This is a genomic window from Brevibacillus sp. FSL K6-2834, assembly GCF_038592925.1.
Lineage (GTDB): Bacteria > Bacillota > Bacilli > Brevibacillales > Brevibacillaceae > Brevibacillus > Brevibacillus borstelensis.
This window is the reverse complement of record NZ_CP151945.1, coordinates 1,758,622-1,784,510: the sequence shown is the minus strand read 5'-3', so window position 1 is coordinate 1,784,510 and position 25,889 is coordinate 1,758,622. Positions and strand designations below refer to the sequence as shown.

Sequence of the window (25,889 nt, the reverse complement as noted above, 5' to 3'; positions counted from 1 at the left end):
CGATCCACATTCATAACCTCTTCCACCTCCATTCTATTCCAAAGATAAGTAATTTTCCAACAAAATTTACAGAACGCAACCATATTCTCGGAAAAAATAACAAGAGATGTATCCTCTGTACTGATCAGATACATCTCCTCTCTCCATTTTACAGGCGCCCTTCTAGGCAGTGGTCAGGGAGCGAGCCCGGAGAGGATTGCTTGTTTGACCCGCTGCCGTTCCTGCTTGGGAACGAGGTGGTACCAGCCCAGCACGCCGTTGTGCCAGATCCGCTCATCGGAGCCGGTCAGCGTATCCGATTGGATTGCGTTTGGCGTCGGGTCGCTGTATGAGAGCAGCAGGGAAGCAATCTCTTTCTCCGTCAAATCGGTTTTCACATGCTCGCCGAGTATTTCCATCAGGGTAAATGCCTTGGCAAACGCTTCTGCGGACGTACCCTTTTCCGCCAATGCCTGAACGATCTCCTGCTGCCTGGCGATGCGTTCGTAGTCGCTGTCCTCTTTGCCCAGGTCGTTTTTGCGGTAGCGGGCGTAATCCAGCGCCTGATCGCCGTTTAACGTTTGCAGGCCGGGCATAAGGTCGATATGGGTATCATCGCTTGGGTCGGTATACTTCATTCGCTTTTTCACCTGGATCGGCACGCCGCCCAGCTCATCCACCACTTTTCGAAAGCCGTCAAAGTCAATGGTCACGTAGCGGTCGATCTTGACGTCGAGAAACTTTTCCAAAGATTGCACGACCAGCTTGGGGCCTCCGTACGCCATGGCATGGTTCAGCTTGTCGTAGCCTTTTCCCGGCAGCTCCGTGTAGCTGTCTCGCGGGATCGACAATAAATAGACCCGCTGCTTTTCAGGGTGAATCGCAGCCAGCATCATCGTGTCCGACCTTGCCCGTTCACCGTCCCGGCTGTCGATCCCCATCACGAGCAGGACAAATGGCTTCAGCGGCTTCGTCCCGGCTAGCAATTCAAGCGGGGCAACAGCGGAAGCAGGCCGTTCGACGGTTACTCCCGGTTTTGTGTCCAGCGGCGCATACCACCCTCTGGTCATTTGCTTGAACTGATAAGCGCTGTATCCGACGGAAGCGATCAGAAAAACTGCCAGGCTGAACACCGTGTAGCGGAGAAGCTTCTTCCCGCGCTTGCGGATGAAGGAAAAGAAAGTGATCATGTGCGAACCCCCTTTGACGTATCCCGAACGGTCGACAGACGCGTATTGGCAGATGGAAATTGCGTTGCGGCAAAAGCCGCTGCAAACGACGCAAATGGCAAACTGGGCCGTTCATGGCTCCAGCAGGCTGTCGTGTACGAAAAAACCCCATCTTCGCGGCGCTTGGATGGGGTCTTGCTTTCCATTTTTAACAGGGGATTCGTTTTTTAAACCTGCAATCGCTTGTTTTTATGGCCTTTCCACAATCATCGCCATGCCCATGCCGCCACCGACGCAAAGGGTAGCCAATCCGTACCTGGACCCTCGGCGCTTCATCTCGTGGAGGAGGGTGACAACGATTCGGCAGCCTGTGGAGCCGACCGGATGACCGAGGGAAATGCCGCTACCGTTTACGTTGGTGATCGTACGCGGCAGCTCCAACAGCTTTTCCACTGCCAGATACTGTGCTGCAAACGCTTCGTTCACCTCGATCAGCTCGATGTCAGCCAGAGTCAGTCCTGCCTTCGCCAATGCTTTTTTGACGGCTGGCACAGGGCCATAACCCATCAGATCCGGCTCCACCCCGGCCCATGCATAGGAAACGATGCGGCCGAGCGGTGCAAGTCCGGCTTCGCTTGCCCTGCGCTCACTCATCAGGATCACGGCGGACGCACCGTCATTCAATCCTGATGCATTCCCCGCTGTCACCGTACCATTCTCACGGAAGCTCGGCTTTAGCTTGGCCAGACCTTCTCTCGTCACCTCTCGTCTCGGATGCTCATCGGTATCCACGAGTACGGTTTCCCCGCGTTTTTTTACCGGGACAGGGATGATCTCCTCCTGAAAAAGTCCCCCGTCGATGGCGCGGATGGCGTTCTGCTGGCTCCTCAGAGCGATTTCGTCCTGCTCTTCCCGGGTGATGCCGTAAAGGTCTACCAGGCGCTCGACTGTTTCACCCATTAAAACGCCATGATGCGGGTCGGTCAGGAGCTCCCACATGGAGTCGGTCATCTCTCCGTGTGTCAGCCGCTTGCCCCAACGGGCGTTTTTCAGCACATACGGGGCGTTGCTCATGCTCTCCACTCCGCCTGCGATGACGACCTCCGCCTCGCCAAGCATGATTTGAGACACTCCACTGGCGATTGCCTGCATCCCGGACGCACATTGGCGCTGTACCGTAAATCCGGTCACTTCTTTTCCCAATCCGGCATCCAGGGCTGCCACGCGGGCGATGTTGGCCTCATCCGAGCGCTGGATACAATTGCCGAAAATGACTTCATTGATCAGTGCCGGGTCGATGCTTGCCTTGTCGATGACACCTCTGACGGCTGTCTCCGCCAACTTGCGAGCGCTTACATCTTTCAGCGCACCGCCAAACGTACCGATAGGTGTACGCCCGGCAGCCACAATGACTACTTGATCCATCCGACATCTCCTCCTCCGCCAACTGCGGTTGATCTGGCCTTCTTTCTCCATTTTGACACAGACCTGTTACAAGCGTGAACGAATATTTGCCGCAGGCGGTTTGTTAACCGATTTTCTCCATCATCACAGTCACCCACTCGTCGCTGGTCGACTCTTCCATGCATCGATAGCCCGCCTGCTCATAGGCGGCAATGACCTTTTCCCTGTTCCATACTACGATCCCGGAGAGGATCACATGCCCTCGAGGCGCGAGATGCCTGTCCACTACAGGAAGGATGGAAACGTCCTCGTCCCCGCCGATATTGAGCAAAATGAGATCTACCTCTTCCGGCAGCTCCGCCTCTACTCCAGGGTCTGCGATATCACCGATCACGATTTTCACGGCGTGTTCTCCAAGCTGATTGTTTGCTGCGTTGACGCGAATCTGATAATCGCTCTGCTGGTTGATATCCACCGCCCAGACCGGCATTTCGGCTCCGTTTTTCACACAGAAAAGGGAAAGGATGCCCGAGCCTGCTCCGATGTCCAGTACCCGTTTGCCGGACGGGGACCATTTTTGCAGCAATCTCAAAATATCCTGTGTCGTCCCGTGATAGCCTGTTCCAAAAGCTGCCCCCGGATCGATCCAAAGGACGCGATCCGCTTTTAGCACCTCTTCAGCCGTATTCCAGGACGGCGCAATCCACCAGTCTCCCACGCGCACCTCGCGGAATTCATCCTTCCACGAATCGTTTTCTTCGGCTACCTGTTCGACCTGCTGAAGTCGCACGGCCTCTCCCCAACGGCTGATATAGGCTTGGAGCTTCTCCACTTGTCCGGCCGCGCTCTCTTGAATCGGTTCAAATAAATAGACGATGACCGGGCCATTGGTGTTTTCCGCGTAATCATACCCGTTTTCCGTGGTCAAGACCTCGATTTGCGGCTCAACCCATCCAAGCGTATACGGACTTTCCAAAACCTCCCCCACAAACAAATCTTCCATTTCTCTGTCTACCAATAGGGTGTACTTATGCCATGTCGATTCCATTTTTTCAAGCTTGCTCCTTCCTCGTTTTTCAGCTTCGCTTGTCTTCTTCAAATAGCCAGAAACGGTAGTTTAATGATATGATACAATAATGGACTCATATCCACTCTGGAGGTATTCAGATGTTTGATGAATTTTTCTACCGCCGTCGGAAAAACAAAACGATGCTTGTCTTGATGATAGGCTTGATTATCCTGGGGATCGGCCTGTTTGCGATGGGTTTTCTGTATATGTTCTAAGGCCGCTTTACTTCCCCTTGTTTACTCGATTATACTTGAGAATGTGTTTTTCCTGTACGTTTGATATAGAAAGAAGGTTCACACCATGTCGCGTATACTCATCTCCGGGTATTACGGTTTCAACAATGCCGGAGACGATGTAGTCCTGTACGGCATCATCAGCGCGCTCAGGCGGGAACAACCGAATATATCGCTGGCCGTGTTGTCCAATCAGCCGGATCGGACAACCTCCCTGTTTGGTATCCCGGCGTACAACCGCTGGAGCCTGCCTGTCATCATGCGCGAGTTGATGAAAAGCGACATGCTGGTGATGGGTGGCGGAACCCTGATGCAGGACGTCACGAGTCCCCGCAGCGTTCTCTACTATCTGGGCATCGTGACGATCGCCAAGATGCTGGGCAAGCCGGTCGTTTTTTACGCCCAGGGGTTTGGCCCGATCCTCAAGAGAATCAGCCGCACCCTGATCAAACGGGTCGTGAATCGCGTCGACGTAATTACGGTTCGCGACTACGAGTCGGGCGACGACTTCAAAGCCTGCGGGGTGACAAAAGCTCCGATATATGTAACGGCCGATCCAGCTATGACAATCTCGCCAAGCGATGTATCCGACGAGCGGGGGCAAGAGCTGCTTCGCGGTTTATTTCCCGACCTGACAAAGCCGCTGGTCGCGATCTCGGTTCGTGACTGGAAGCAGGAGCAAGCCTTTAAACAGGTCATCGCCCGCGCTTCCGACATGTTCGTTGAAAAAGGATGGAACGTGCTGTTTTTGCCCATGCATTTTCCCAGTGATCTCGCCCCTTCGCGCGAAATTATCGGGATGATGCGTAGCGCTGGCGCACAGCTTCTGGACGCGTCTGTCACCTTTCACGATATCATGTCCGTGCTGAAACAGTGTGACTATGTCGTCGGCATGCGCCTGCACTCGTTGATTCTGGCCTGCATGCTGCAAACGCCGTTTACCGGTATTTCCTACGACCCGAAAATCGACCGATTTGTGGAACGCGCAGGCATGCCGAGCGCCGGACACATTACCCAGCTGGATGAATCCTTCCTGCTGCCCCTGCTGGAGGAGCGCATTTCGCAGCTCGACCGGGAAAGGGAAATCATCAAAGAGCATTCCCGGATACTCGCCCAGGAAGCTTCCAAAAGCAGCGAGCTGGTGCTCAAAGCTTTGCGACGTTCATAAATATTCGGGCCCTGCCGGGACGTTCAGTCTTTGCGGGGCTCTTTTCCGAATGCACGAAAGGAGGACTTTCCGTGTCCCTATCCTCTCAGCTGTTGCTTTCACTAAATAAATTATTTCCTCTTCCCGTCCATCCGTTCAATCTCGCCAATGACGGGCAGATGAGCTACACCGAATGGCAGTTTCAAAAAGGGGAGCAGACGATCCAATTTTTTCTCGACTACCATACCCAGGACCAGATGTTCCGCGATAAAACCGTACTGGACATCGGCTGCGGCGGTGGCGGAAAGACCTGCTATTACGGTACCTTTGGACCAAAAGAAATGATCGGTATCGACATCGTGCCCCACTACGCGGAAGAAGGCAATGCCTTTGCCCGCGAAAAAGGGCTGGATGACCGCGTACGCTTCATGACAGCCGACTCCGCCGAGCTGCCTTTTGCAGACAATACCTTTGACACGATTATCATGAACGATGCGATGGAGCACGTAGACCGGCCCGAGCTCACGCTGGAAGAGTGCTTCCGCGTACTCAAGCCCGGCGGCCATCTGTACATCAATTTTCCTCCTTACTATCATCCCTACGGTGCCCATTTGTCCGATGCGATCGGCATTCCCTGGGTCCATGCCTTTTTCTCCGAGCAAGCGCTGATCGACGCATACAAGAAGCTGGTCCGCGATTTGCCGGACGGACAAGACCGGATCTCTTTCCGCTTTGGCAAAAAGCCGGATGGCAGCGATACGATCGCCTACATCAATCAGATGACGATCAAGCGCTTCCGGCGAATCCAGCAAGGCGTCTCCCACCCTGCTGTCTACCAGCGCGAAGTACCGCTGCGGGAAGTGACCGCGGGTCTGGCGAAACTGCCGCTTTTCCGGGAGTTTTTCGTCAAGATGGTCGTCTGTGTGTACAGAAAGCAGGGATAGGTCCCGCGCTGGGCAACATTGTGGAAAAAGCAGGGATTTCCCCCCGTACACGCGAGATATATTCTCGCGTGCTTTTTTTATAAGACGGGGCTTTGCGTTTGTCATCTTGACCCTATTAGTCTCGCCCCCTGCAAACTTGTGCACGAATTGTCGGATGGGTTCCGGCGGCTTTTGCTATCCTCTAAGCCATGGGAGGTCATGAAAGATGGATTGGCTTGATAAAATGAATGCTGCCCTTCGTTATATTGAGGAAAATCTGACGGAGGATATTGATTTCGCTGAAGTCGCCCGGCTGGCCTGCTGCTCCCAGTACCATTTTACGAGGATGTTTGCTTTTATCGCGGGCGTTACACTGTCGGAATATATTCGACGCCGTCGCCTTACCTTGGCAGCTTTTGAGCTCACAGACAAAAACGTCAGGATCATCGATGTGGCGATCAAATACGGGTACAGCTCGCCTGACTCGTTTACCAGAGCCTTTCAAAGCTTGCATGGCGTAACGCCGTCAGAAGCGAGAAACAGCGGCCATTCGCTCAAAGCGTATCCTCCGATGACCTTTCATATTTCAATCAAAGGAGGAAGCAGTATGAATTATCGCATCGTGGAAAAAGAGGCATTTCGTATCGTCGGGTACAAGAAAAGGGTTCCCCTGATTTACAACGGGGTGAATCCGGAAATTGCCTCCATGTGGGAAGCTCTGGATGAAAGCAAGATCCAGCTATTAAAGCAGCTTTCAACTGTCGAGCCAAAGGGCCTGATTAGCGCATCGACGAATTTTTCCGAAGGACGGCGGGAACACGGGGAGCTCGATCATTACATCGGCGCGGCAACGACGCTGGACGGCCCCGATGACCTGGCTCAGCTTGAGGTACCGGCATCCACATGGGCTGTATTCGAGTCTGTCGGACCGTTTCCAGACACCCTCCAAAGCATCTGGGGCCGCATTTATTCCGAATGGTTTCCGTCCGCAAGCTATGAACTCGCGGAAGGCCCGGAAATGCTGTGGAATGAAAATAAGGACATTGCCTCTCCCACGTTTAAAAGCGAAATCTGGATTCCGGTCGTCAAAAAGGATCGCTGAGTCTGCGGCCTGAAATGGTTAAAAGACAGGAAAACAGTGCTGGCCCCTCATGTGTTCGTGAAAACGAAACTCATTGTACCAACAAAGGCTCTTATCCCGTGAGGATAAGAGCCTTCTTTTTGACTACCGCGCATCTGAAGAAGAGGACTGTTTCTTGCGCAGAGCGTTCATCAGCATGCGGAGCTTGTTGCCGCCCGGCAGCCATTCCAGTTCCTTCTCGTGAATGAGCGGAATAATGAGCAAAAGTCCGAGGTAGACGATCAGCCCGACGCCGACACCAGCCACGGTCTCTGCTGCCCCCAGAAGACGCGCTTTCCAGTGAAGCAAATACCCGACAGCCTCTGTCGTCCCCCAAGCCAAAAGCAGCATCAGATTGGACACCAAGAGCGGGTACAGCGCATCGATCTTCCAGTTGATCTCCACCCGAACGTAGCGGGCGATGATCCGCATATTCAGCAGGCACACAATCGACGTAGCCACCAGCCAGGAAACGGACAGGCCTTCCATTCCCATGATTGATGTAAACAACAGCGTCGCGGCGATTTTGATCAGCACACCCCAGACGAGGTTCAGCGCGGGCAGCTTTTCTTTGCCCAAGCCCTGCAGGATGCCATTGGTCGCCAATAGGAGCGAGAGCGGGATCGCACTGACCCCGAGAATCGCCATCGCCTTCGTCCCTTCCACATCTCCGTACAGAGCGAGATTGGCGCCTTCGGCAACCGCAGTCAGGCCAAGACCAGCGGGCAAACCGATCAGCCAGGCGAAGCGCATCGACAGCTTGGTCAAGGTTTGCACGCGTTCCTCGTCTCCCTGACGCTTCGCCTCTGCGATGGCAGGAACAATCGAAAGGGCAATGGACGAGCCGAACAGGCTGGCGAGCTGCAGGAGCGGACCGCCCCGGCTGTAAATGCCGAACCAGGTATCAGCCGTCAATCCGTCTACCTGCCAGACGTAGCGAAAAATATTGATCGCCAAAAAGGAGTCTACCAGGCTGAAGATCGGAATGACCAGGGCGCTGATGCAGATCGGCCAGGCGATCCGCCACATGGACAGGAAGAACTTCCGGTCATACCACCAGTCCAGCCGCTTCCAATCGCCGCCGATTGTTCCCGGCTGCTTGCGCTTGTGCAGCCACAAAAGCAACGCCAGAAAAACAAGACTGAGCATTGTACTGATCATCGTGCCGAAATTGACGCCGGTAATCACCGTATCCGTGTCTTCCCCCAGGGAGACCAGATACAAGGACGCGATCAAAATAAACGCCACCCGCAACGACTGCTCCACGATCTGCGACAGGCCTACATACATCATCTTTTGATGACCGTAAAAGAACCCGCGAAGAACCGCAATAAGCGGAACGAACAGCAGGGAGAGGGAAATCGCCCGTATCGGTTCGATCAGATGCGGATTCCCCATCATCCTGGCGATCAGCGGAGAGCTCACGTACAAAATGGCAAACAGGACGAGACCGATACCGCCCATCAGCACCATGCTGCGGGCGAGAATTTGGCTGACCGTCCCCTGCTTTCCCTCGGCCAGCGCTTCGGCGATCACACGGGACAAAGCGACAGGGACGCCGGCGGTGGCTAAGATCAGGAAGGTCAAATAGAGCGGATAAACCTCCTGATAAAGCCCGAGGCCGTTGTCTCCCACGATCTCCTGCAAGGGGATGCGGTAAAACATGCCGATTACTTTTGACAAAATCCCCGCCATCGCCAAAATAAAGGCGCCGGCGAGAAAACTATTTTTCACCATGGGAAGCTCCTTGTACAAACGTGGTAAAGGTTGAAATCCACTCTCTATCGTACTATCAATCGGCTCTAGTGGCAAACAGGTATAGGGTCCCAATTCGGCAGGAATACTGAGGGAATAGAAACCAAGGCACAACTTTGAATTATCTGCCGAAAAAGGAGGATTTCCTATGCCCCTGACCGGTTCTTTGATTCGAAACGTTCAATGGCCGCTAATGGAGCGTTTCAAGCAAAATCGAACACGTGTCTATATGCATGACCTGCGCGAGGCGCAAGCCCTCTCCGTTGAAAACCTAAAGTCTCGCCAGTCGGCCAAGCTGAGCCGGCTTCTGGAACACGCTGTTCATCACGTCCCTGCCTATACCGAGTTTGCCGAGGAATGGCATGCGGCAGGGAATAGCGAGGAGCCAGCCCGATTCCTGCAGCGGCTACCCCAGCTTGAGAAGAGCCGTTTTCGGGAGCAGGCCGACCGTTATTTGACGATAGGGGCCAACCCGGGTGAGCTGATTCCCAACCGGACAGGAGGCTCGACCGGGGAGCCGACCCGTTTTTTCCTCGACCGGCCTACGGTGGAACGCTACGAGGCTGCCCGTTGGCTCGGATTGTCATGGTACGGCATCCGGATCGGCGACCCTTCCGTGATGATCTGGGGCTCGCCGATCGAGCTGAACCGCCAGGACGCCCGCCGCTACCAGCTAAAGGAGCGCTGGCTGAAAAACAGGCTGATGATCCCCGCCTACGATTTGGACCAATCCCGAATCGAAGAGCATGTGAGGACAATCCGCCGCTTTCGTCCCGTCTACCTTTACGGTTACGCTTCCGCTCTTGCCTTGTTCGCCGAACTCATGCTGCAAGCCGGGCTCAGGCTGGGGTTTCCCCTCAAGGCGGTCGTCTCTACCGCAGAAACGCTGCATGATCACCAGCGCGCAGTGATCACAGAAGCATTTGAAGCTCCCGTCGTCAATGAATACGGCGCGAGAGACGGCGGGATCATCGCCTACCAGTGTCCGGCTGGCAGCATGCATGCGTTCAGCGAAAACTGCTATCTGGAAGTCGTCGACCCTGTTGCCGGAGAGCCTTTGCCCGTCGGGGAAATCGGCGTACTGCTGGTGACCGACCTGCACAATCGCGTAATGCCGCGCCTGCGCTATCAACTGGGCGATATGCTCGCACTCTCGTCACAGAATTGCACATGCGGCATCAATTATCCTGTGCTTCAGGAAATCGACGGCCGGGTCGACGATATGTTCGTTTCCATGCGGGGCTCCTTTGTCCACGGCCATTTTATCAATCACATCATCCGCAATATGGAGAGCTTCCGGACGTTTCAGCTCGTCCAGCACGAGCCTGACCGATTGACGCTCCGTCTGGTCAAGCACCCTGAGCGGTTTCGGGCTGATGACGAAGAAAAAGTTCTCCAAGGCATACGCTCTGCCTTGGGTGACGCCAGTATCCGATTAGAATACGTGAAGCACATCCCTCCAACGCCGTCTGGCAAAACCAGATACGCCATCCGGGAATGCCCGCTTACTGTGTCCCCCCGGCCGGAGTAGACCGCCTTTTCAAGACCTTCTGCAGCAACTCCGAGACGAGCGGCTCCCTCAGGATGGTCAGGACGGCAAAGTACACGACTACAGCGCCGCCAATTCCTGTCAGCATGTAGAGCCAGAGCGGCATAGCTGACAGCCAGGGGTCCACACCGATCAAGACTGCTGCCATGACCACGCAGCCAGCCAGCGTTTTCAAGACAGTCAGCAGGAAGCTTTTCTGTACCAGAACGCCGATCCTGCGCCACAACAAAATGAACAGCAAAATCGCTTGGCTGAATGCGGAAATGGCCGTTCCCAGGGCAATTCCTCCGTGATCCAGCACAGGAATCAGCAAGTAGTTGGCGACGGCGTACACGCCGATCCCGACCACGCCGATGAGCACTGGTGTCCGCGTATTTTCCAAAGCGTAGAACGCCCTCGTGATCAGGTCCCGGGCAGCCAGTCCGTACAGAGCCAATCCGTAGAAAGGGAGCGCCCAGGCCGTCAGCATGACGGAACGCTCGTCAAAAGCGCCTCTCTCAAAGGCCAGCCTGATAATCGGCTCGGCGTAGACAATAAAGCCGACGCTGACGGGCAAAAGCAGGATGAGCAGGTAGGCCAGCCCCTTCTGCAGGGTGCTTTTCATCTGGTCCATCTCCCCCCGCTTCACAAAGCTTGCAAGCAGCGGAAACAGCGGCAGTGTAAAAGCGCCGACGAAAATCGCCATCGGCATTTGGACGAGCTGATTGGCGTTGGCAAGCGCACTGAGCTTGCCCCCTTCCAGGCCGTTGGCAAAGCCTCTTTCCAGGAACGTAGTCGCCTGGGCCACGACGGCCCCGATCAGGATCGGAATGACGCGCTCGCCCATGTCCCGCAAAGCGCGGTCTTCTCTCCAGTGAAAGGCGAGCCGGTGACTGTAATCAAATTGCTTAAGCGTGACGAGCATCGGCAGCATGGCAGCGAGATAACCGAGTGTCGTCGCGATTGCAAGGCCTACCGGGCCGTAATGCGGCACCAGCAAGTACATCCCCACGATCACCACGGCTCCGTTCGCTACGGCGGAAACCGTCGGCGTAAAAAAATGCTGGTGTGCGTTGCTTACGCTGGACCACAATCCCGTCAGCCCGATAAAGATCGCCGACGGCCACATCCAGCGAAGCATTTCCGCCGTGAGCGCCAGGGTGTCGCCTTTTGTTCCCAGCAGCATCGCGATCGGCTCCGCAAACAAAATGCCGAGCACCGCGATCAGCGTGAATACGACGAGTACAATCGTCAGCATTTTGTGGTAAAGCTCACCGGTTCGCTCCTCTTTTTCCAGCATCCCCCGCATCGTCGGGATGAGTACGGCGTTAATCGCGCCAGGTATGACCAGAAACAAGGCAAGCGGAATCGTTGCCGCCGTGTTGAAGGCGTCGGTAAGTTTATCCGTTCCATACAGGCTGTTTACGTAAATGCTGCGAAAGAAGCCCAGAAGCCTGCCGACCAATGTCAGCACGATAATCATCGAGGCTGTTTTTAGCAAACTCATAAAATCGATTCTCCCATCTCTGCGACCAAATACATCTGCAACAGGCAAATACACCTGCTATCATATCGCATTTCTCTCAATCCTACCAATCTCTTTCCCCGCCGCCTTGCGACAACGAACGTCAATTCATTATAATGGATGAGTTAATCCAATGTAGGAGGATTTAAAAACAAATGAGAGAGACTGTGTTGAAGTGGGGGAGCCGCCCTATTACGTGGTTGTCTTTGCTTATGGCCTATCCCCTTATCGATTACGTCTTGCGCAAGTTCTTGCCGATACCTGTCGTATCATCGCTATGGGATGAGGGGCTACTGATTGTCCTCCTGCTGTTTGCGTTTGCCGCCTATTTCAAAGGCGCACGCAAGCTGCCATCCATCAAGCACCCGTTTATCGCGTTCATCGTCTTTGGCATCGCCCTGATGGTAACCGATATGACCAACTGGGATGCGAGTGTCGAGGGCTTTCGCGCCGTCTATCAGTACATGATCGCCTTTTTCATTGGTTTTTATCTGCTGGCGGACAGACAGCAGATGGCCAATATGCTGAAGGTTTTGTCGCTGATCGGTTTTATCACAGGTTTGTACGGGATCGCCCAGGTGATATTGGGTGTGGAAACGCCGATGGGCTGGGTCCAGGAGGGCGAGTCGACCACAACCCGGGCCTTTTCATTCGTCACCAGCCCGAACGTTCTCGGCAGTTACATGGCCTTGATCGCACCTATTTCTGTCGGACTTGCCCTGTATGTAGATAATGGAAAAGAACGGCTGCTCTGGATCGTCGTCGCCCTGTCTTCGCTTTTGGCGCTGGTCCTGACCGGATCGCGGGGTGCGTGGATCGCTCTGGCCGCCGCGCTGTTTGCCTGCTTTTACATTTGGAAGAAGCGCTGGGCTGGCTATCTGGTCCTTGCCGGAATCGTCGGAGTTCTCGCTCTCTATTTCGTGGTGCCTGAATCCGTACCGCTCGTCGGAACGATCAAAAACCGGATTTTCACGCTGTTTACTCCGGAGTACATGGAAGCTAGTGCACAGGCCGGACGACTCAAGCGTTGGGTTGATGCCTACGACAAAATGAGGCTGGAACCATTGTTTGGCGTCGGTCTGGGTCACCATGGCGGTGCCGTCGGGTCACGTCACTTCGGAACGATTTACACGGACAGCTATTTGTTCAAGAGCATTGCGGAGCTTGGCCTGATCGGGGTCGGCATGCTGATCGGCCTGATCGTCATGATCCTCCGCTACGCGGCTCGCGTGGTCCGCTCCCTGGTCAACAAGCCTGAGTTTTTCATGGTCCTGGGACTGTTCGGAGGCCTTGTCGCAGTCGTACTCCACAATACCGTGGAGAATATTTTCGAAGTGCCGTTCATGTCACTCTACTTCTGGCTGTTTGGCGGCTTCCTGGTAGCGCTGTACGCCGATCAAACGAACGAGAAAAGGTGGTGAGCTTACGCCCATGAAACGAAATGGAGCTTTGTCTGCAGTGAACTGGGCCTTGTACGCCATCGCCCTGTTCCTGATCTATCATATTTTGGTGAAGCCGGCGTTCCTCGACTTGTCCTGGATCGCATTGGTTATATTGTTGCCGCTGCTCGCCCTCTGCTACTATTTGCCGCATCCGGACGAGCGCAGGCAGATTGTCGTCTTTTCGCTGGGCTTTCTGCTCCTGGATCGGTCATTGACCCAGCTTGATGTCAAATCGATGGTCGCAGTCATCGTTGGCGGCGCCGTTGCGATCATCGTGGTTGCCGCTTTGGCGAAGTGGTACGGACGCCTGAGCTGGAAAGCCGTCGGCGCACTCGTGCTGATCGCCGTCATTGCAAACACGACGTTTTATCGCGATAACCTGTACGCACTCAGTCACTTTACGGTGAAATACGAGTCTGATCGCCTGTACAACGGAAGCTGGGTCGATTATTTCCCGATCGCCCTTCATGACGTAGACGGCGACGGCAAGCAGGAAATTATTACGTACGGCAATGCCGATGAGCTTCCTCTCCCGGATGAAGAAGCGCCGAAACCGGAGACAGAGGAAGAGAAAAAGGCGCTGGCTGACAAACTGCTTCACCTGCAGGCTGAGCCGCTCTCTCTGTACGTGATGAAGTGGCAGGACGGCAAGCTGGTTCGGATGCCAAATGATCAGATTCCGGCCGAAACATTGACAGCTGTTAAAGAAAAACTGCCATCAGATTTTCCGGGATTCCCGTACTATACGATGAAAGATGACCAGCTGGTGCCAAATGTTCAGCGTCAATCCTTTGCGGAAGGCATGCTGCAGATCGGCACCGCCCCGTATCGTGCCCTCTTGCTGGACCTGCAAAACATCGGGGACAAGCTGGCCGAAAATAACGGCAATATGGATGGCAGACTCTCTTTGGGAACGAAGTTCAAGGATCTCAGCATCCGTGAGGGTTTGCTGAGCGGTACGTACGAAGGCAAGCCTTTTGCCGCTACGACGAAAGCAACGAGAATTCTCGACACGATGAAGCTGCCGGACGGACGCGAGGGTCTCATGATCATGGGCGAACACATGAGTGTATTGGCTGTAGAGCCGGATGGTACGACTGTCGAAGCATACACATTGACTCGCAAGGAGACTGCACTGGCGACTGCCCGATTCATTCCGGCCGATGTGGACAATGACGGTGCGGATGAATTGCTGATCGGCAACAAGCCGTCTTACATCCTGAAAGCGATGCCTGATGGAAAATGGGACGTTTTGTGGTCGAGTCAGGAAGGCGACGAAAGCTTCAGCTTTACCAACTATGCCAAAGTGGGCAATGAAGACCAACCGGAGCTCATCGCTCAAGCGAAAAGCTGGGTCAGCATGAACAAGACCCGCTATCTGTCCGGTTATACCTATACACCGGAAGGATTGGAGCATAACTGGCGCATTTACATGCCTCTGCTCAACATTCAAATCGGCGACATCGACGGTGACCAATCGAACGAGATCGTTGCTTCCATCTATGACCAGCACCGCATTCTCGTATTCAAACGCCACAATGTACCAGTCGTTCCGCTCGTCAGTCTCTTGTTCATCGGATTGATTGGATACGGGATCGTAAGGAGGGTTCGCCATGCGTAAACGGACCACCGCGCTGCTTGCTCTGTCTGCTCTCGTTTCCGCTTCGCTGTTGACAGGCTGCACCTATGAGTCGGGTCCAAAGTCGTTCGCGCTGACCAATTACGGGGCTACGGACAGTACTCCCGCACAGACGGAATCTGCGACTGAATGGCTTCAGACAGCGCTGGAAAAAGGAAAAACCGATCCGAATGCACAGAAATATTGGTACAAGGGACACGTGATCAACTACATCATGGCCCGCACGACAACCAGCATGTTTAACGGCGCTGTCCGCAACCCTGACGGTTACAACGTGGACGCCCGGATCGCCCGTCAGGACTACCAGTACTACCGCATCGGAGACAAGAACTATGTTCGCGTCAAAGACGCCTGGATGACGGCGCGGGAGACGCCTCTCGAGTTTGATGTACTCAAAGGCTTTGACGACTGGCTCCCGTTCCTGGATCAAGCCGTGCAGCTCAATGACGACAAGGTGTACGGAACCGTCTGCGTACCCTTCCAGCTGAAGATAACCGGAGCTGAGTGGCTGGAAAAGAGCAACAGTCCGCTCTTTGAGTCTTTGAAAAAGCAGTTGGGAGATCGGCCCGACCTGGATTATATTTTGAAGGAATCAACCATTAAAACGACGTTCTGGATCGGCAAGGATGACCGCCTGCTCCATCAGTACGAAACCTGGATCATCCTGCCGATGCCCGAAGGCGGCACGATGGACCAGCAAATCTTCTTCCAGATGTTCAAATACAATGACTCTGGAATCGAAATTAAGGATCCAGAAGAAGTCGAGAAGTACTTGCTCTATTAACGCACGGGAAGAAAATCAGCGTTTCATCTTAAAGGAAGAGGCCGCGGCCAGGCAGATATCTGCTCGGGCCACGGCCTCTCTATTTATTTCAGCACCGAAGAGAATGACTGCACTCGCTCTTTCGGATCATCATTTTTGCCCACAGCCCCAGAGCTATTGGGTGCCCTCGCTCGGTTGTCTCTTCCAAAGCATCACGCTATACAAGCAACCCAACACCGAGCAAACCGCCATCACCTGATACAGCGCCGCTCCGCCCCAATGCTGAAAGACCCAGCCGCCTCCAAACGACCCGATGATGCCGGAAATGCCGAAGAAAATAACGGCAAGCACCGTCTGTCCTGTCGCCTTCCATTCCTCCGGGATAATCCGGTACAAGTACTGAATGCTGGCGGTGTAAAAAATGACAAATGTGATCCCTTGCATAAGCTGGAGAAACACCACCAGCATCGGGTCTGAGAAAGCTGCACAAAGAAAATACCGGATGGCGTAGATGGCCGATGCCAGAGTGATCATCTTGATCTCGTTTCCGTTTCGCAGCAGGCGCGGACTCAGCGCGAAGAAGGCCACCTCGCTGATCGCTGCCACAAACCAGGCCAAGCCTACCATGCCCGTATTTCCGCCCAAGCTCTGTACATATACGCCGAGAAAGCTGTCATTCGTACGATGAGGAATGGCCGCAAGCAGGACCAGGAGAAAGAAGCGCAGAGTCGCCGGATAGGTGAGAAACCGGCGAAGATCGGCCACTGAAAGCCGCTTGCCGCTGACAGGTGCATCGGGAACAACGAGACACAGGAGATAGGCAAGCCCTCCATACGCGGCGTATACCCAAAAAAGGTTCTCCATCCCGATTCTGTCCACGGTAAAACCGATGATCAGCGAGGCAGAGGCATACCCGATCGCGCCGAAGGTCCTGACCGATCCAAAGTGGATGCCGTGCTGCTCAGCTACGCGGTAATTCAAGCTCTCCGTCAGCGGATCGGTCGGAAGCATAAAGAAATACATCGCTCCCACCAAAACAAACAGCAGCCACAGCTGTGAAGACTGGAGCAGGGTGAATCCCACGACGAGAGACAAGCCCAGCGTTACGAGGATCACCCTTTTTATCGTCTTGCGCCTGTCGCTGACCATGCCCCAAAATGGTTGCGACAATATTCCGATGAACGATCCCATGCCGATCAATATTCCGATTTGCGCAGGACTTACGCCGCGAAATGCGAGATATACCGGCAGAAACGATATAAATATGGACAACAGCGAAAAATAGAAAAAGTTATAAGCCCTTAATGCTTGAATTGCCATCATATGCTCGTTTTCACTCACTCTCCCGTAACCGCTCCCTGCACAAAGCAAAGGATGCACAACATACATACCACGATTTCCCTGCAACGGTCAATTCTTAAGATGTACAGCCCCGCCAGGTTGTCGGACGGGGCTGTCATTTTATTTTGTCTTATCCTATCCTTGTTTGTCACTTGGCCAGCAGCTCACTCATTAACTGCGCCAGTTGACGTGCTTGCTCGCGTCTCTCGTAAGGCTTGACCCGTTCGGCAAACTCCACGCCACGGTCAGCCGCATCGATCTCACCTTGTTCCTTCCATGCCTGATACAGCTTGAGGTATGCCTGTTTCATCGCATCCTTGTCCTCCGGGTCGGCAACTTGTCCCAAGTGGAACGTTTCGATGATTCCGGTAGCTTCTCCGGCTTTGTTCAGAGCCAGGATCGGCTTGCCGATTCCCATGTATTCATACAGCTTGCCCGGGATGTACGCTCCGGCATCGGGCGAGACATCGCCGATGAGCAAAAGGGCGTCCGCCCCTTTCATGAGACCAAGCGCCTCTTTATGCGGCAGATTCCCCAATACCCGGACAATATCGCCGAGGCCCAACGCTTCCACGCAATCCCGATTTTCCGAATAACCCGGATAGTCGAATACGCCGGCAAAACTGAGCAAAAGGTCTTTTCGGTCAACCTGCCCTTCCTCAATCAGCTCGTGGATCGCTTTCAGCAAAAGGCGCGGATTTCGCTTCTGGTACAAAATGCCCGCATAAACGGCATGAAACTTCCCTGGTACGGTATGCTGTGGAACCAATCCCTCAAAATCGGCCTGGTCAAACCCGTTATAGATGAGCTCCATCCGCCGTATACGGTGTCCATGCTTTGCCTTGAAGTTTTGGGCAAATGTCGCTGTCACAGTTGTAATCGCATCCGCCCTTGCCATAACCTTCTCTTCCATCCGCTCTTCCAGGCGCTCTCTCCAGGCGATTCCCGAGGTATGCATATTTTGTGTCCACGGATCGCGGAAATCGGCGACCCAGTTGCATCCAAACTCCTCGGCCAGCCTCTGGGCAATCAAATGATTGGTCACCGGGCCCGACGTCGAAAATATCGCGTCTATTTTTTCCCGGCGCATAATCTCACGGCCCAGCTTGAGTGCCTGCGGGAGCCACAAAATCTGGTCGTCAGGGATCAACAGGTACGGTTTTACTTGTTTCAACATTTGTACAATGCCTTGCTTTAGTTTGCTCTTCAGACTGGTTCGAACCACCGCCGGTTCCGTGCTCGCAGCCGCCTTTGCTGCACCTTTCTGTCCCGCAGAAGCTCCCCCGCCTCTTCGCGGCAAGATCTGCAACTCCTTCGCCCGATGAATCTTCACATCATCCGGAAGTTGAGCCAGCAGGGACGGGTCCAATGTCGCATGGTAAACGGGATCGACTGTCAGCACATGTACATTCCAGCCGAACTCTCCGAGGTATTTCGCCATTTTTAACGGCCGCGGCACCCCTCCGCCGCCAATGGGCGGAAAATAATAGCATATGAGCAGCACGCTGTGAGTTTTCATCAGCAAACCTTCCTTGTATCGTCGTTTTTCTCCTTCATCAAGATACCACAAGTCCCGTGTTATTGCGAATAAACCAGTCATCTGCTATAGTGAGAATGGTTTTGTTTTTATTGGACGATCGGGATTTTTCCTGTTTTTGATACGAGAGAGCTTCGGTGAGAAGCTTTTTTTTACGAAGGTTCGGGTGGAGTTGTCATGAATAAACTGCGAGTCCTCCATGTTATCGGCGGAGGAGAGTTTGGCGGAGCGGAACAGCATATCCTCAATTTATTGTCTTCTCTTCCTGCGGATGAAGTGGAGACGGCCGTCGTCTGCTTTTACGACTCCCTGTTTGCCAGCGAGTTGCGCAAAGCAGGTGTGCCTGTCATTGCCCTGGACCGATTCGGGCGTTTTGACGTACGGCTTCTACAGGCGTTGCGAGAGGTATTTCGTTCCTTTGGGCCACATCTCATACATACACATGGTGTAAAAGCCAACTTCTTTTCCAGACTGGCCTCCCGGGGAAGCGGAGCGACACTGCTGACGACCGTACACAGCTCGCTTCGCTATGACTACGCCCATCCGCTGGCCTATGCGCTCGTATCCTTGATGGAACGAGGTACACGTCGATGGAACCGTCACTACATCGCGATCAGCGAGGCGATTGCGGAGATTTTGCACAAGGACGGCGTTCCACGAGAGCAAATCAGCGTCATTTACAACGGAACAGACCTTTCTCCATACAGACAGACACATCTGCGTGCGTCAGACCGGGCCTCCCTTCGAGCAGAATGGGGAATTCCAGCCGATGCCTTTTTGTTCGGGACGGTCGCGAGATTTGTGCCTGTGAAAGGACTCCCGCTTCTGGTGGATGCATTTGCTCAATTGGCGAGGGAGATGCAGGAAGGTCCGATCCCTTATCTGGTCCTTGTCGGAGACGGTCCGGAACGTGCCGTCCTGGAGGCGAAAGTCCGTGAGCACGGTCTGGAAGAAAGGGTCCGCTTCGGCGGGTTCCGCCAGGATATCCCGGCGTGTCTGCATGCATGTGACGCCTTTGTCCATTCTTCCTTGTACGAGGGACTGGGGTATACGATCATCGAAGCGATGGCCTCTGAAGTGCCTGTCGTAGCCAGCCACGTCGGCGGAGTCAAAGAATTTGTTACACACAAACAAACCGGTCTTGCCGTATCGCCCGGTGACGTGGCAGGATTGACCGAAGCGATGAAAACCATTTTGCAATCGCCGGATTTGCGGGAGCGGCTCGTCCACAATGCCCTGACTTTAGTGGAGCAGACCTTTACAATCCAGCACATGGCTGAACAAACACTGGCTCTGTACCGTCGTCTGCTTTCATAAACGCTGCTGGCAGCCGAGCAAAGCAACACTGGGATTATGGCAAAAAAACCATGCGATTTACAGATAAAAGCACGGCGTTGGCTTTAGCGGGCCCCGTGCTTTTTTCGTTGACTTCGGTTTTGGGCCTGTGCATTCGCTTTTTGGCCATGTGCATTCGTTCCTTGCATTCGCTTCTTACTTCCGTTCTGCATTCCCTTGCTGTTTTTTGTGTCGAGCATTCCCTTCTTGCTTTTACCATTCGCTTTTGGTCCAACTGTTTGCAACGTTTTTCCATTTTTCTGTTGCCTGTATGGAAACAATCTGTTTTGATAAGAAAGAATGATTCAGAATTGCTAGAAAGGACGGCGAATGGCTATGAAACTGTTTCTTTCCGTAGACATGGAAGGAATCTCCGGTATTGTCGACACATCTTATATCAATCCAGATTCAGGCATGAACTATGCACGAGGCCGTCAATTCATGACCGAAGACGCCAATGCAGTGATCGAAGCAGCGCTGGAGTGGGGAGCTACAGAGATCGTTGTAGCCGACAGCCACAATACGATGAATAACATCCTCTGGGAGTCGCTGCACCCCGAAGCGAAGCTTTTGGCCGGCTCACCACGCGATTACTCCATGATGCAGGGCCTGGACCAGAGCTTTGACGCCGCTTTTTTCATCGGCTACCACACACGTCAGGGCGTCCCGGGCGTACTCAGCCACACGATGTCCGGGGTTGTTCGCAACATGTACATCAACGGACAGGTCGTAGGAGAGTTTGGCTTCAACGCCGTCTATGCCGGTATGTATGGCGTTCCGGTCTGTCTTGTTTCCGGCGATGACTTGATTGCAAAGGAAGCCAAACAGCTCATCCCGGAAATCAGTACGGCTATCGTAAAAACAGCAGTTTCCCGCACCTCTGCTCTCTGCCTCTCCCGTGACGAGGCCACAGCGGAATTAAAACGCCAGACCAAGCGGGCTCTTTCCCGAGTAGCACAAGTAAAGCCCGTGGAATTCGCTCAACCGCTTGAGCTCTCGATTGAATTTTCGCATGCCGGACAAGCCGAAATGGCGGCGATTGTGCCAGGCGCACGCTACGATGCGGAAAAAGGGATCGTTTCCTACACGCCGCAAGATCAGCACGACCTTTACAAAACGATGCGGGCTATGATCAATCTCGCATCTGGCGCAGAATTTTTCTAACCAATTTGGCTTATCAAGTACCTTCGATATGAAAAAGGCTCCTGCCGGCTGGAAACCGGCGGAGCCTTTTTCATGCAAACCCGAACCTTTCTTCGGTTAGATTCGGACTACAGTCACCTGCTCGTCAAGCGAGCGCGGGATGCGGTTTTTGGTATCAAACAAAACAGGAGACGAACTCATCAGACTGATCACTTTGTCCCAATCCAGCTCGGCAAATTCCTTCTGGATAGCCGTCAGCATGATGGCGTCTGCTCCGCGAACAGCTTCTTCGACCGTCTCTTTCTTGTGGTCGTAGCGGTTTGGTACGGCCGGGTCGTAGGAGCGAACGTCGACTCCTTTGGCCTTCAATGCAGCAATCAGATCATGGACCGGACTTACCCGGTCATCGTTGGAAAAGTCCTTCATCGCCAGTCCAAACACAGTCACACGGCTCCCTGCCAATGTTTTGCCGGCATTCTGCAGCGCTTTATCCAGCATGTCCACCAAAACGCCAGGCACACTGTCGTTTGTCGTGCGGGCCAACTGCAAGAGCGGGAGCGGAACACCCAGCTCTCTCGCTTTCGGCTGCAGGTAGTACAGGGCGTTTGGAAGGCAGAAGCCGCCCACTCCAGGTCCCGGTGTCAGCAGGTTCACGCGCTTGTGCGTGTTCGCGATGCGAATCAGCTCAAACGTGTCGATCCCGAAAGACTCGGCAAAACGGGCAAATTCCTGAACCATCGCGATGTTCACGTCACGCTGAATATTTTCAATGACTTTCGCCGTTTCAATCACACGAATATCAGAAATAGTGATTTCCGTTTCACTGATCACGGAAAGCAGCTGTTTCCCCTTCTCTGCACTCTCCGGGTTGATCCCGCCGAGGACCAGAGGCATATGAATGAACTCCTCGAAAGCTCGTCCTTCGGCAATGCGTTCGGAGCAGTATGTCAGGTAAAAATCCGTTCCGGCTTGAAGTCCGCTTGCTTCTTCCAGGATCGGTTTGATCACTTCTTCTGTCGTCCCCGGAACGACCGTGCTTCGGATCATCACCGAATCGCCCTTCTTCAACACTTTCCCGAGCGTTTCCGCACAGTTTTTGAGCGGTCCCAGGTCAGGATCACCATTGAAGACCGGCAGTCCGACCGTCACGATATAATTCGTAACCTCGGCTGCAGCTTCTTCATAGGAAGTGGTCGCACGAAAGCGGCCAGCGGCGATTTGCTCCCGCAGAATCTCCGCCAAAGTTTTGCCTTGGTAGGATTCCAGGTGATGGGAATGCCCTTTGTTAATCTCATCTACTACATGCGGTACGACGTCCACACCGACGACATGTGCCCCTTTCAGGGCGTAAGTGAGCGCAAGCGGCAGTCCGACAAACCCTAATCCGACAACAGCAACGCGTACTGGCTGAGTCATTGAGTATCTCCTCTTTCATATTCTCTGGTTATAGGTTGAGTGCATTGCCTACGACAGATAATAAACCCCTGCCGCAATAAACACTACACATAATGCGATGAGGACCTTGTACAGCGTTTCCAAGGCCATGCCTCCTCTTCCCCTAACTCGTTACATTCTGCCAAAGTCTAATTATACTCTCCATCGGCAAATGGTTCAACGGGAAACGTCCCTAGCCATTCGTGGGCAAATAGACGGTCAGCGGGCCTGTGACATACACTTGACAGCTCAGCCTCAGTCCGGCTGCAAAGTCCGCTCCCAAACGATACCGCTCTGTAGGAGAGGGTTCGCTTGCTGAACCAGGGGGAATTTCCATTCGCAATCGGCAAGTGGCGCACTTTCCCGTAGTACAGGCAAAATCTACCGGAAAACGCTCCCGCACCATGGCCAACAGCAAATTTTCCCCCGTCCTCACTGACAGATGGCTGCGCTCTTCTCCCTGAACGACGGTAACTGTCACACACCCTGACTGATCCATTCTTCTCGCCTCCCGTTATCTCGTCAAACTGGCACCGATAACAAAGGAAAAACCGACAGAAAGCACCATCGCAATAAAACCGATCGCCCGGTTGTCATTGCCGATCTCTTCATCTACATTGAAGCTTGGAGTCATAAATTCAAAAATAAAATAGCTGCCCAGCAAGAGAAAAAAACCGAAAGTTCCCCAAATCAACGCTTGCCCGATGGAGTCATGGTGCTGGATCGAATAGCTGAAAATATTGGCAATCCCGAACATCTTTCCACCAGTAGCCATGGCGACAGCGAGGTTCCCCCGTTTTAATTCCTGCCACACCTGATACCGGGTCACAAGCTCAAACAAGGAAAGAAAAACGATCATCGCAAGCCCGGTAACGGTATAGTAGGCAAACGTCCCCAAATACTGATTGTGTAACAACTGTTCCATCCAGAACCTCCCTGCACAAAAGAAAATCAGGACAGGCTAGAGCCGACGTTCAACCCGTCACCGGGTTATCTCAGCTCGACGATCGTTGCTCCGACGCCGCCCTCACCCTGACCGCCTAAGCGAAACGATTTCACATTGCGGTGCTGGCGCAAATACTCGTGCACCCCTTTTCGCAGCATCCCTGTGCCGTGTCCATGGATAATCGATACAGAGTGGAAGCCGGCCAAGAGCGCTTCGTCCAGAAACTGGTCGATTTCCCGAATCCCGTCCTCGACATTGTATCCACGCAGGTCGAGGTCCAGCTTGGCAGTGCCTTTGCTTCGCTTTACAGCGGTGTACTCCACGGCTTGCTGAGGGGCTTTGATGGAATTGAGGACGTTCATGTCGTCCCGCTTGACCTTCATTTTCATAATGCCGATCTGGACGAGGAACTCGTCTCCCCCGACCTTTTCCAACACAGTTCCCTTTTGCCCAAAGCTTGTTACCATGACTTCGTCGCCGACTTTGACCTGCGTGGCCCGTACCGCTTTTGCCGGTTTTTTCACCTTTTCCTTCTCAAGCTCCATGACGGCGCTGCCCAGCCGTTTTTTCGCCTCGATCAAACGGTGCTCTTTAATTTCGACGCCTTCCTTCATCATGCTCCGCAGCTCGCGGATAACGGCTTCGGCTTCCTCTTTTGCCAGTTGAACGGCGATGCGGGCTTCTTCCTCCGCTTCCTCCAGCCGTTTGTTCTTCTCTTCGGCGAAGCGAGCCCGCTCTTCTTCAAGCTGCTGGCGCAGACGTTCGGCTTCGCGCCGCAGCTCTTCGGCAGTCTCCCTTTCCGCTTCAGCCGTTTTGCGGTTTCGCTCCAGGGAGGCGATCATGCTCTCGACCTGATTGTCCTCTTCGCTGATCGAGCCTTTGGCAATTTCGATGATTTCCTCTGGCAAGCCGAGCCGCTTGGCAATCGCAAACGCGTTCGACCGTCCCGGGACACCGATGAGAAGTCTGTAGGTCGGCCTGAGCGTCTCCACATCAAACTCAACGCTCGCATTGATCACGCCCGGTCTGTCATAGGCGTACGCCTTCAGCTCGCTGTAGTGCGTAGTGGCGATCAGCCGGGCTCCGCGTTGGATGACGTGATCGATAATCGACATCGCCAAAGCTGCACCCTCGGTCGGGTCCGTTCCTGCACCCAGCTCGTCAAATAACACAAGACTCCGCTCATCCATCGAAGCGAGAATGTGAATAATATTCTTCATGTGACTGGAGAAAGTCGAGAGGCTCTGCTCGATTGACTGTTCGTCTCCTATGTCGGCGAAAACAGACGAGAATACGGTAACCTCGCTCTCTTCCTCCGCAGGAATATGCAATCCTGCCATCGCCATGATCGACAAAAGTCCGACTGTCTTTAGCGATACCGTTTTCCCGCCTGTATTGGGACCAGTCACTACAATTGCGCTGTAAGCTCCGCCCAGCTCCACATCAACCGGTACGACGGCATTATGGGGAATCAACGGATGGCGGGCCTTTTTCAGGCGCAGGTACCCACGGTCATTGAGTTTCGGGCATACAGCCTTCATCGCTCCAGCGAGCTGAGCCTTGGCAAACATAAAGTCGAGCTCGGCCAATGCATCAATATTTTCCTTCAGTTCCTCTACGGACTGCGCAACAAGCTCTGTCAGCGTATAGAGGATGCGCTCTACCTCCCGCTCCTCGCGAAGACGAAGCTCGCGAAGCTTGTTGTTCATCGTCACGACTGCTTCCGGCTCGATGAACAAGGTAGCGCCCGATGCCGATTGATCGTGCACAATGCCGCCAAATACATGGCGATATTCCTGTTTGACCGGAATGACAAAACGGTCGCCGCGGATTGTCACGATATTTTCCATCAGCATCTTTTGGTAGGAGCTTGATCTCGTCATCTGGTCCAGCTTTTCTCTGACGCGTGCTTCCAATTGGCGGATTTCCTGCCGAACCTGGCGAAGCTCCGGACTCGCACTGTCAACCACCGCACCGTCGTCATCGATACAGCGCCTGATTTCCGTCTCCATCTCGCGCAGCCCTTCAATCCGTTCTGCCTGGAACTGCAGCATCGGGAGCGGCTCATTTTCACAAAGGTCGAGCAGGAAATGGCGCAAACGGCGTCCAGCGCCGATCGTTCCTGCTATGTCCAACAATTCCATGGGAGCGAGCATGGCATTCAAACGCGCCCGCTGAATCGGTGCGCGAATGTCGCGGATGCCTCCGAGCGGAACACTTCCCTTCAGCCGAAGCGCCGTCACTGCCTCGCTAGTCGCCTGCTGCGCGGACCGGACTTCTTCGATCCGCAAGAACGGCAGCAGCGCTTCCGCTTTTTCTCTCCCGTATATGGACGTCGCCTTTTCCATTAAAAGCGCGACGATCTTTTCGTATTCCAAGGTTTTTAAAACCCGTTGTTCCACAAGTGGTGCCTCCTTTATCGCTTGGAAAAAACCAATCATTCGTATTATATCACGG

The 25,889-nt window shown here is 53.9% G+C and carries 20 protein-coding genes; 9 read left to right on the top strand and 11 right to left on the bottom strand.

Annotated features, from left to right (window positions below; translation table 11 throughout):
- Positions 1-173: 173 nt before the first annotated feature.
- The 3 genes from NST96_RS08810 to NST96_RS08800 form a co-directional block, all read right to left on the bottom strand.
- Positions 174-1,166 carry an LCP family protein gene (locus NST96_RS08810; protein WP_122958173.1) on the bottom strand — a complete coding sequence of 331 codons (993 nt, stop codon included), beginning with the start codon at positions 1,164-1,166 and terminating at the stop codon, positions 174-176.
- 231 nt (positions 1,167-1,397) lie between these two features.
- Positions 1,398-2,573: an acetyl-CoA C-acetyltransferase gene (locus tag NST96_RS08805; protein WP_024984379.1), complete on the bottom strand. Its 1,176-nt coding sequence runs from the start codon at positions 2,571-2,573 to the stop codon at positions 1,398-1,400.
- A 103-nt stretch (positions 2,574-2,676) separates the two neighbouring features.
- On the bottom strand, positions 2,677-3,600 hold the full coding sequence (locus tag NST96_RS08800; protein ID WP_003387763.1) for a 50S ribosomal protein L11 methyltransferase: 924 nt from the start codon (positions 3,598-3,600) through the stop codon (positions 2,677-2,679).
- 321 nt (positions 3,601-3,921) lie between these two features.
- Here NST96_RS08800 and csaB point away from each other — a divergent pair, with 321 nt between their 5' ends.
- The 3 genes from csaB (at position 3,922) to NST96_RS08785 (ending at position 7,026) form a co-directional block, all read left to right on the top strand.
- Positions 3,922-5,022 (top strand): polysaccharide pyruvyl transferase CsaB, encoded by a 1,101-nt coding sequence (gene csaB / locus NST96_RS08795; RefSeq protein WP_122958126.1) that lies wholly within the window; start codon positions 3,922-3,924, stop codon positions 5,020-5,022.
- 71 nt (positions 5,023-5,093) lie between these two features.
- Positions 5,094-5,945 (top strand): class I SAM-dependent methyltransferase, encoded by an 852-nt coding sequence (locus NST96_RS08790; RefSeq protein WP_024984383.1) that lies wholly within the window; start codon positions 5,094-5,096, stop codon positions 5,943-5,945.
- Between the two features lie 205 nt (positions 5,946-6,150).
- Complete coding sequence (locus tag NST96_RS08785) at positions 6,151-7,026, top strand: AraC family transcriptional regulator (RefSeq protein ID WP_003387766.1); 876 nt, start codon at positions 6,151-6,153, stop codon at positions 7,024-7,026.
- 123 nt (positions 7,027-7,149) lie between these two features.
- On the opposite strand, the gene NST96_RS08780 is transcribed toward NST96_RS08785, so the two are convergent.
- Entirely contained in the window at positions 7,150-8,781 is a 1,632-nt protein-coding gene (locus NST96_RS08780) for a polysaccharide biosynthesis protein (protein ID WP_024984384.1), read from the bottom strand.
- Positions 8,782-8,947: 166 nt separating this feature from the next.
- On the opposite strand from NST96_RS08780, the gene NST96_RS08775 reads away from it, so the two are divergent.
- Positions 8,948-10,330 (top strand): phenylacetate--CoA ligase family protein, encoded by a 1,383-nt coding sequence (locus NST96_RS08775; protein WP_122958124.1) that lies wholly within the window; start codon positions 8,948-8,950, stop codon positions 10,328-10,330.
- Here the strand turns inward: NST96_RS08775 and murJ are convergent.
- On the bottom strand, positions 10,305-11,834 hold the full coding sequence (gene murJ, locus NST96_RS08770) for a murein biosynthesis integral membrane protein MurJ (protein ID WP_003387770.1): 1,530 nt from the start codon (positions 11,832-11,834) through the stop codon (positions 10,305-10,307). The genes NST96_RS08775 and murJ overlap by 26 nt on opposite strands.
- Before the next feature lie 173 nt (positions 11,835-12,007).
- On the opposite strand from murJ, the gene NST96_RS08765 reads away from it, so the two are divergent.
- Genes NST96_RS08765 through NST96_RS08755 form a run of 3 tightly spaced genes read left to right on the top strand, consistent with a single transcriptional unit; the run spans position 12,008 to position 15,717 of the window.
- Entirely contained in the window at positions 12,008-13,273 is a 1,266-nt protein-coding gene (locus tag NST96_RS08765; RefSeq protein ID WP_003387771.1) for an O-antigen ligase family protein, read from the top strand.
- Positions 13,274-13,283: 10 nt separating this feature from the next.
- The gene (locus tag NST96_RS08760; protein WP_003387772.1) at positions 13,284-14,915 is read left to right on the top strand and encodes a hypothetical protein; all 1,632 of its coding nucleotides are present in this window, start codon (positions 13,284-13,286) and stop codon (positions 14,913-14,915) included.
- Complete coding sequence (locus NST96_RS08755; protein WP_003387773.1) at positions 14,908-15,717, top strand: hypothetical protein; 810 nt, start codon at positions 14,908-14,910, stop codon at positions 15,715-15,717. Before NST96_RS08760 ends, NST96_RS08755 begins: the two co-directional genes overlap by 8 nt.
- 153 nt (positions 15,718-15,870) lie before the next feature.
- On the opposite strand, the gene NST96_RS08750 is transcribed toward NST96_RS08755, so the two are convergent.
- Together NST96_RS08750 and NST96_RS08745 are read right to left on the bottom strand one after the other, a co-directional pair.
- Positions 15,871-17,037 (bottom strand): MFS transporter, encoded by a 1,167-nt coding sequence (locus tag NST96_RS08750; RefSeq protein WP_238986203.1) that lies wholly within the window; start codon positions 17,035-17,037, stop codon positions 15,871-15,873.
- A gap of 148 nt (positions 17,038-17,185) precedes the next feature.
- The gene (locus NST96_RS08745; RefSeq protein ID WP_342406061.1) at positions 17,186-18,556 is read right to left on the bottom strand and encodes a glycosyltransferase family 4 protein; all 1,371 of its coding nucleotides are present in this window, start codon (positions 18,554-18,556) and stop codon (positions 17,186-17,188) included.
- A gap of 195 nt (positions 18,557-18,751) precedes the next feature.
- Here NST96_RS08745 and NST96_RS08740 point away from each other — a divergent pair, with 195 nt between their 5' ends.
- The gene (locus NST96_RS08740; protein ID WP_003387776.1) at positions 18,752-19,891 is read left to right on the top strand and encodes a glycosyltransferase; all 1,140 of its coding nucleotides are present in this window, start codon (positions 18,752-18,754) and stop codon (positions 19,889-19,891) included.
- A 354-nt stretch (positions 19,892-20,245) separates the two neighbouring features.
- A complete protein-coding gene (locus tag NST96_RS08735) occupies positions 20,246-21,073 on the top strand; it encodes a M55 family metallopeptidase (protein WP_024984389.1) in 828 nt (275 codons plus the stop codon).
- Positions 21,074-21,169: 96 nt separating this feature from the next.
- Here NST96_RS08735 and NST96_RS08730 read toward each other — a convergent pair whose 3' ends face one another.
- From NST96_RS08730 to NST96_RS08715, 4 genes are all read right to left on the bottom strand, one after another.
- Positions 21,170-22,468 (bottom strand): nucleotide sugar dehydrogenase, encoded by a 1,299-nt coding sequence (locus NST96_RS08730; RefSeq protein WP_003387779.1) that lies wholly within the window; start codon positions 22,466-22,468, stop codon positions 21,170-21,172.
- A gap of 211 nt (positions 22,469-22,679) precedes the next feature.
- Positions 22,680-22,985 carry a 2Fe-2S iron-sulfur cluster-binding protein gene (locus tag NST96_RS08725; protein WP_031932313.1) on the bottom strand — a complete coding sequence of 102 codons (306 nt, stop codon included), beginning with the start codon at positions 22,983-22,985 and terminating at the stop codon, positions 22,680-22,682.
- Positions 22,986-23,000: 15 nt separating this feature from the next.
- The gene (locus NST96_RS08720; protein ID WP_003387782.1) at positions 23,001-23,411 is read right to left on the bottom strand and encodes a DUF350 domain-containing protein; all 411 of its coding nucleotides are present in this window, start codon (positions 23,409-23,411) and stop codon (positions 23,001-23,003) included.
- A 65-nt stretch (positions 23,412-23,476) separates the two neighbouring features.
- On the bottom strand, positions 23,477-25,834 hold the full coding sequence (locus NST96_RS08715; RefSeq protein ID WP_003387783.1) for an endonuclease MutS2: 2,358 nt from the start codon (positions 25,832-25,834) through the stop codon (positions 23,477-23,479).
- Positions 25,835-25,889 lie beyond the last annotated feature (55 nt).

Excerpts from the sequence above, each read along its gene's own strand:
- NST96_RS08805 (WP_024984379.1), bottom strand. The coding sequence starts at position 2,573 with ATGGATCAAGTAGTCATTGTGGCTGCCGGGCGTACACCTATCGGTACG.
- NST96_RS08800 (WP_003387763.1), bottom strand. The coding sequence starts at position 3,600 with ATGGAATCGACATGGCATAAGTACACCCTATTGGTAGACAGAGAAATG.
- csaB (WP_122958126.1), top strand. The coding sequence starts at position 3,922 with ATGTCGCGTATACTCATCTCCGGGTATTACGGTTTCAACAATGCCGGA.
- NST96_RS08785 (WP_003387766.1), top strand. The coding sequence starts at position 6,151 with ATGGATTGGCTTGATAAAATGAATGCTGCCCTTCGTTATATTGAGGAA.
- NST96_RS08780 (WP_024984384.1), bottom strand. The coding sequence starts at position 8,781 with ATGGTGAAAAATAGTTTTCTCGCCGGCGCCTTTATTTTGGCGATGGCG.
- NST96_RS08775 (WP_122958124.1), top strand. The coding sequence starts at position 8,948 with ATGCCCCTGACCGGTTCTTTGATTCGAAACGTTCAATGGCCGCTAATG.
- murJ (WP_003387770.1), bottom strand. The coding sequence starts at position 11,834 with ATGAGTTTGCTAAAAACAGCCTCGATGATTATCGTGCTGACATTGGTC.
- NST96_RS08765 (WP_003387771.1), top strand. The coding sequence starts at position 12,008 with ATGAGAGAGACTGTGTTGAAGTGGGGGAGCCGCCCTATTACGTGGTTG.
- NST96_RS08760 (WP_003387772.1), top strand. The coding sequence starts at position 13,284 with ATGAAACGAAATGGAGCTTTGTCTGCAGTGAACTGGGCCTTGTACGCC.
- NST96_RS08755 (WP_003387773.1), top strand. The coding sequence starts at position 14,908 with ATGCGTAAACGGACCACCGCGCTGCTTGCTCTGTCTGCTCTCGTTTCC.
- NST96_RS08745 (WP_342406061.1), bottom strand. The coding sequence starts at position 18,556 with ATGAAAACTCACAGCGTGCTGCTCATATGCTATTATTTTCCGCCCATT.
- NST96_RS08740 (WP_003387776.1), top strand. The coding sequence starts at position 18,752 with ATGAATAAACTGCGAGTCCTCCATGTTATCGGCGGAGGAGAGTTTGGC.
- NST96_RS08735 (WP_024984389.1), top strand. The coding sequence starts at position 20,246 with ATGAAACTGTTTCTTTCCGTAGACATGGAAGGAATCTCCGGTATTGTC.
- NST96_RS08730 (WP_003387779.1), bottom strand. The coding sequence starts at position 22,468 with ATGACTCAGCCAGTACGCGTTGCTGTTGTCGGATTAGGGTTTGTCGGA.
- NST96_RS08725 (WP_031932313.1), bottom strand. The coding sequence starts at position 22,985 with ATGGATCAGTCAGGGTGTGTGACAGTTACCGTCGTTCAGGGAGAAGAG.
- NST96_RS08720 (WP_003387782.1), bottom strand. The coding sequence starts at position 23,411 with ATGGAACAGTTGTTACACAATCAGTATTTGGGGACGTTTGCCTACTAT.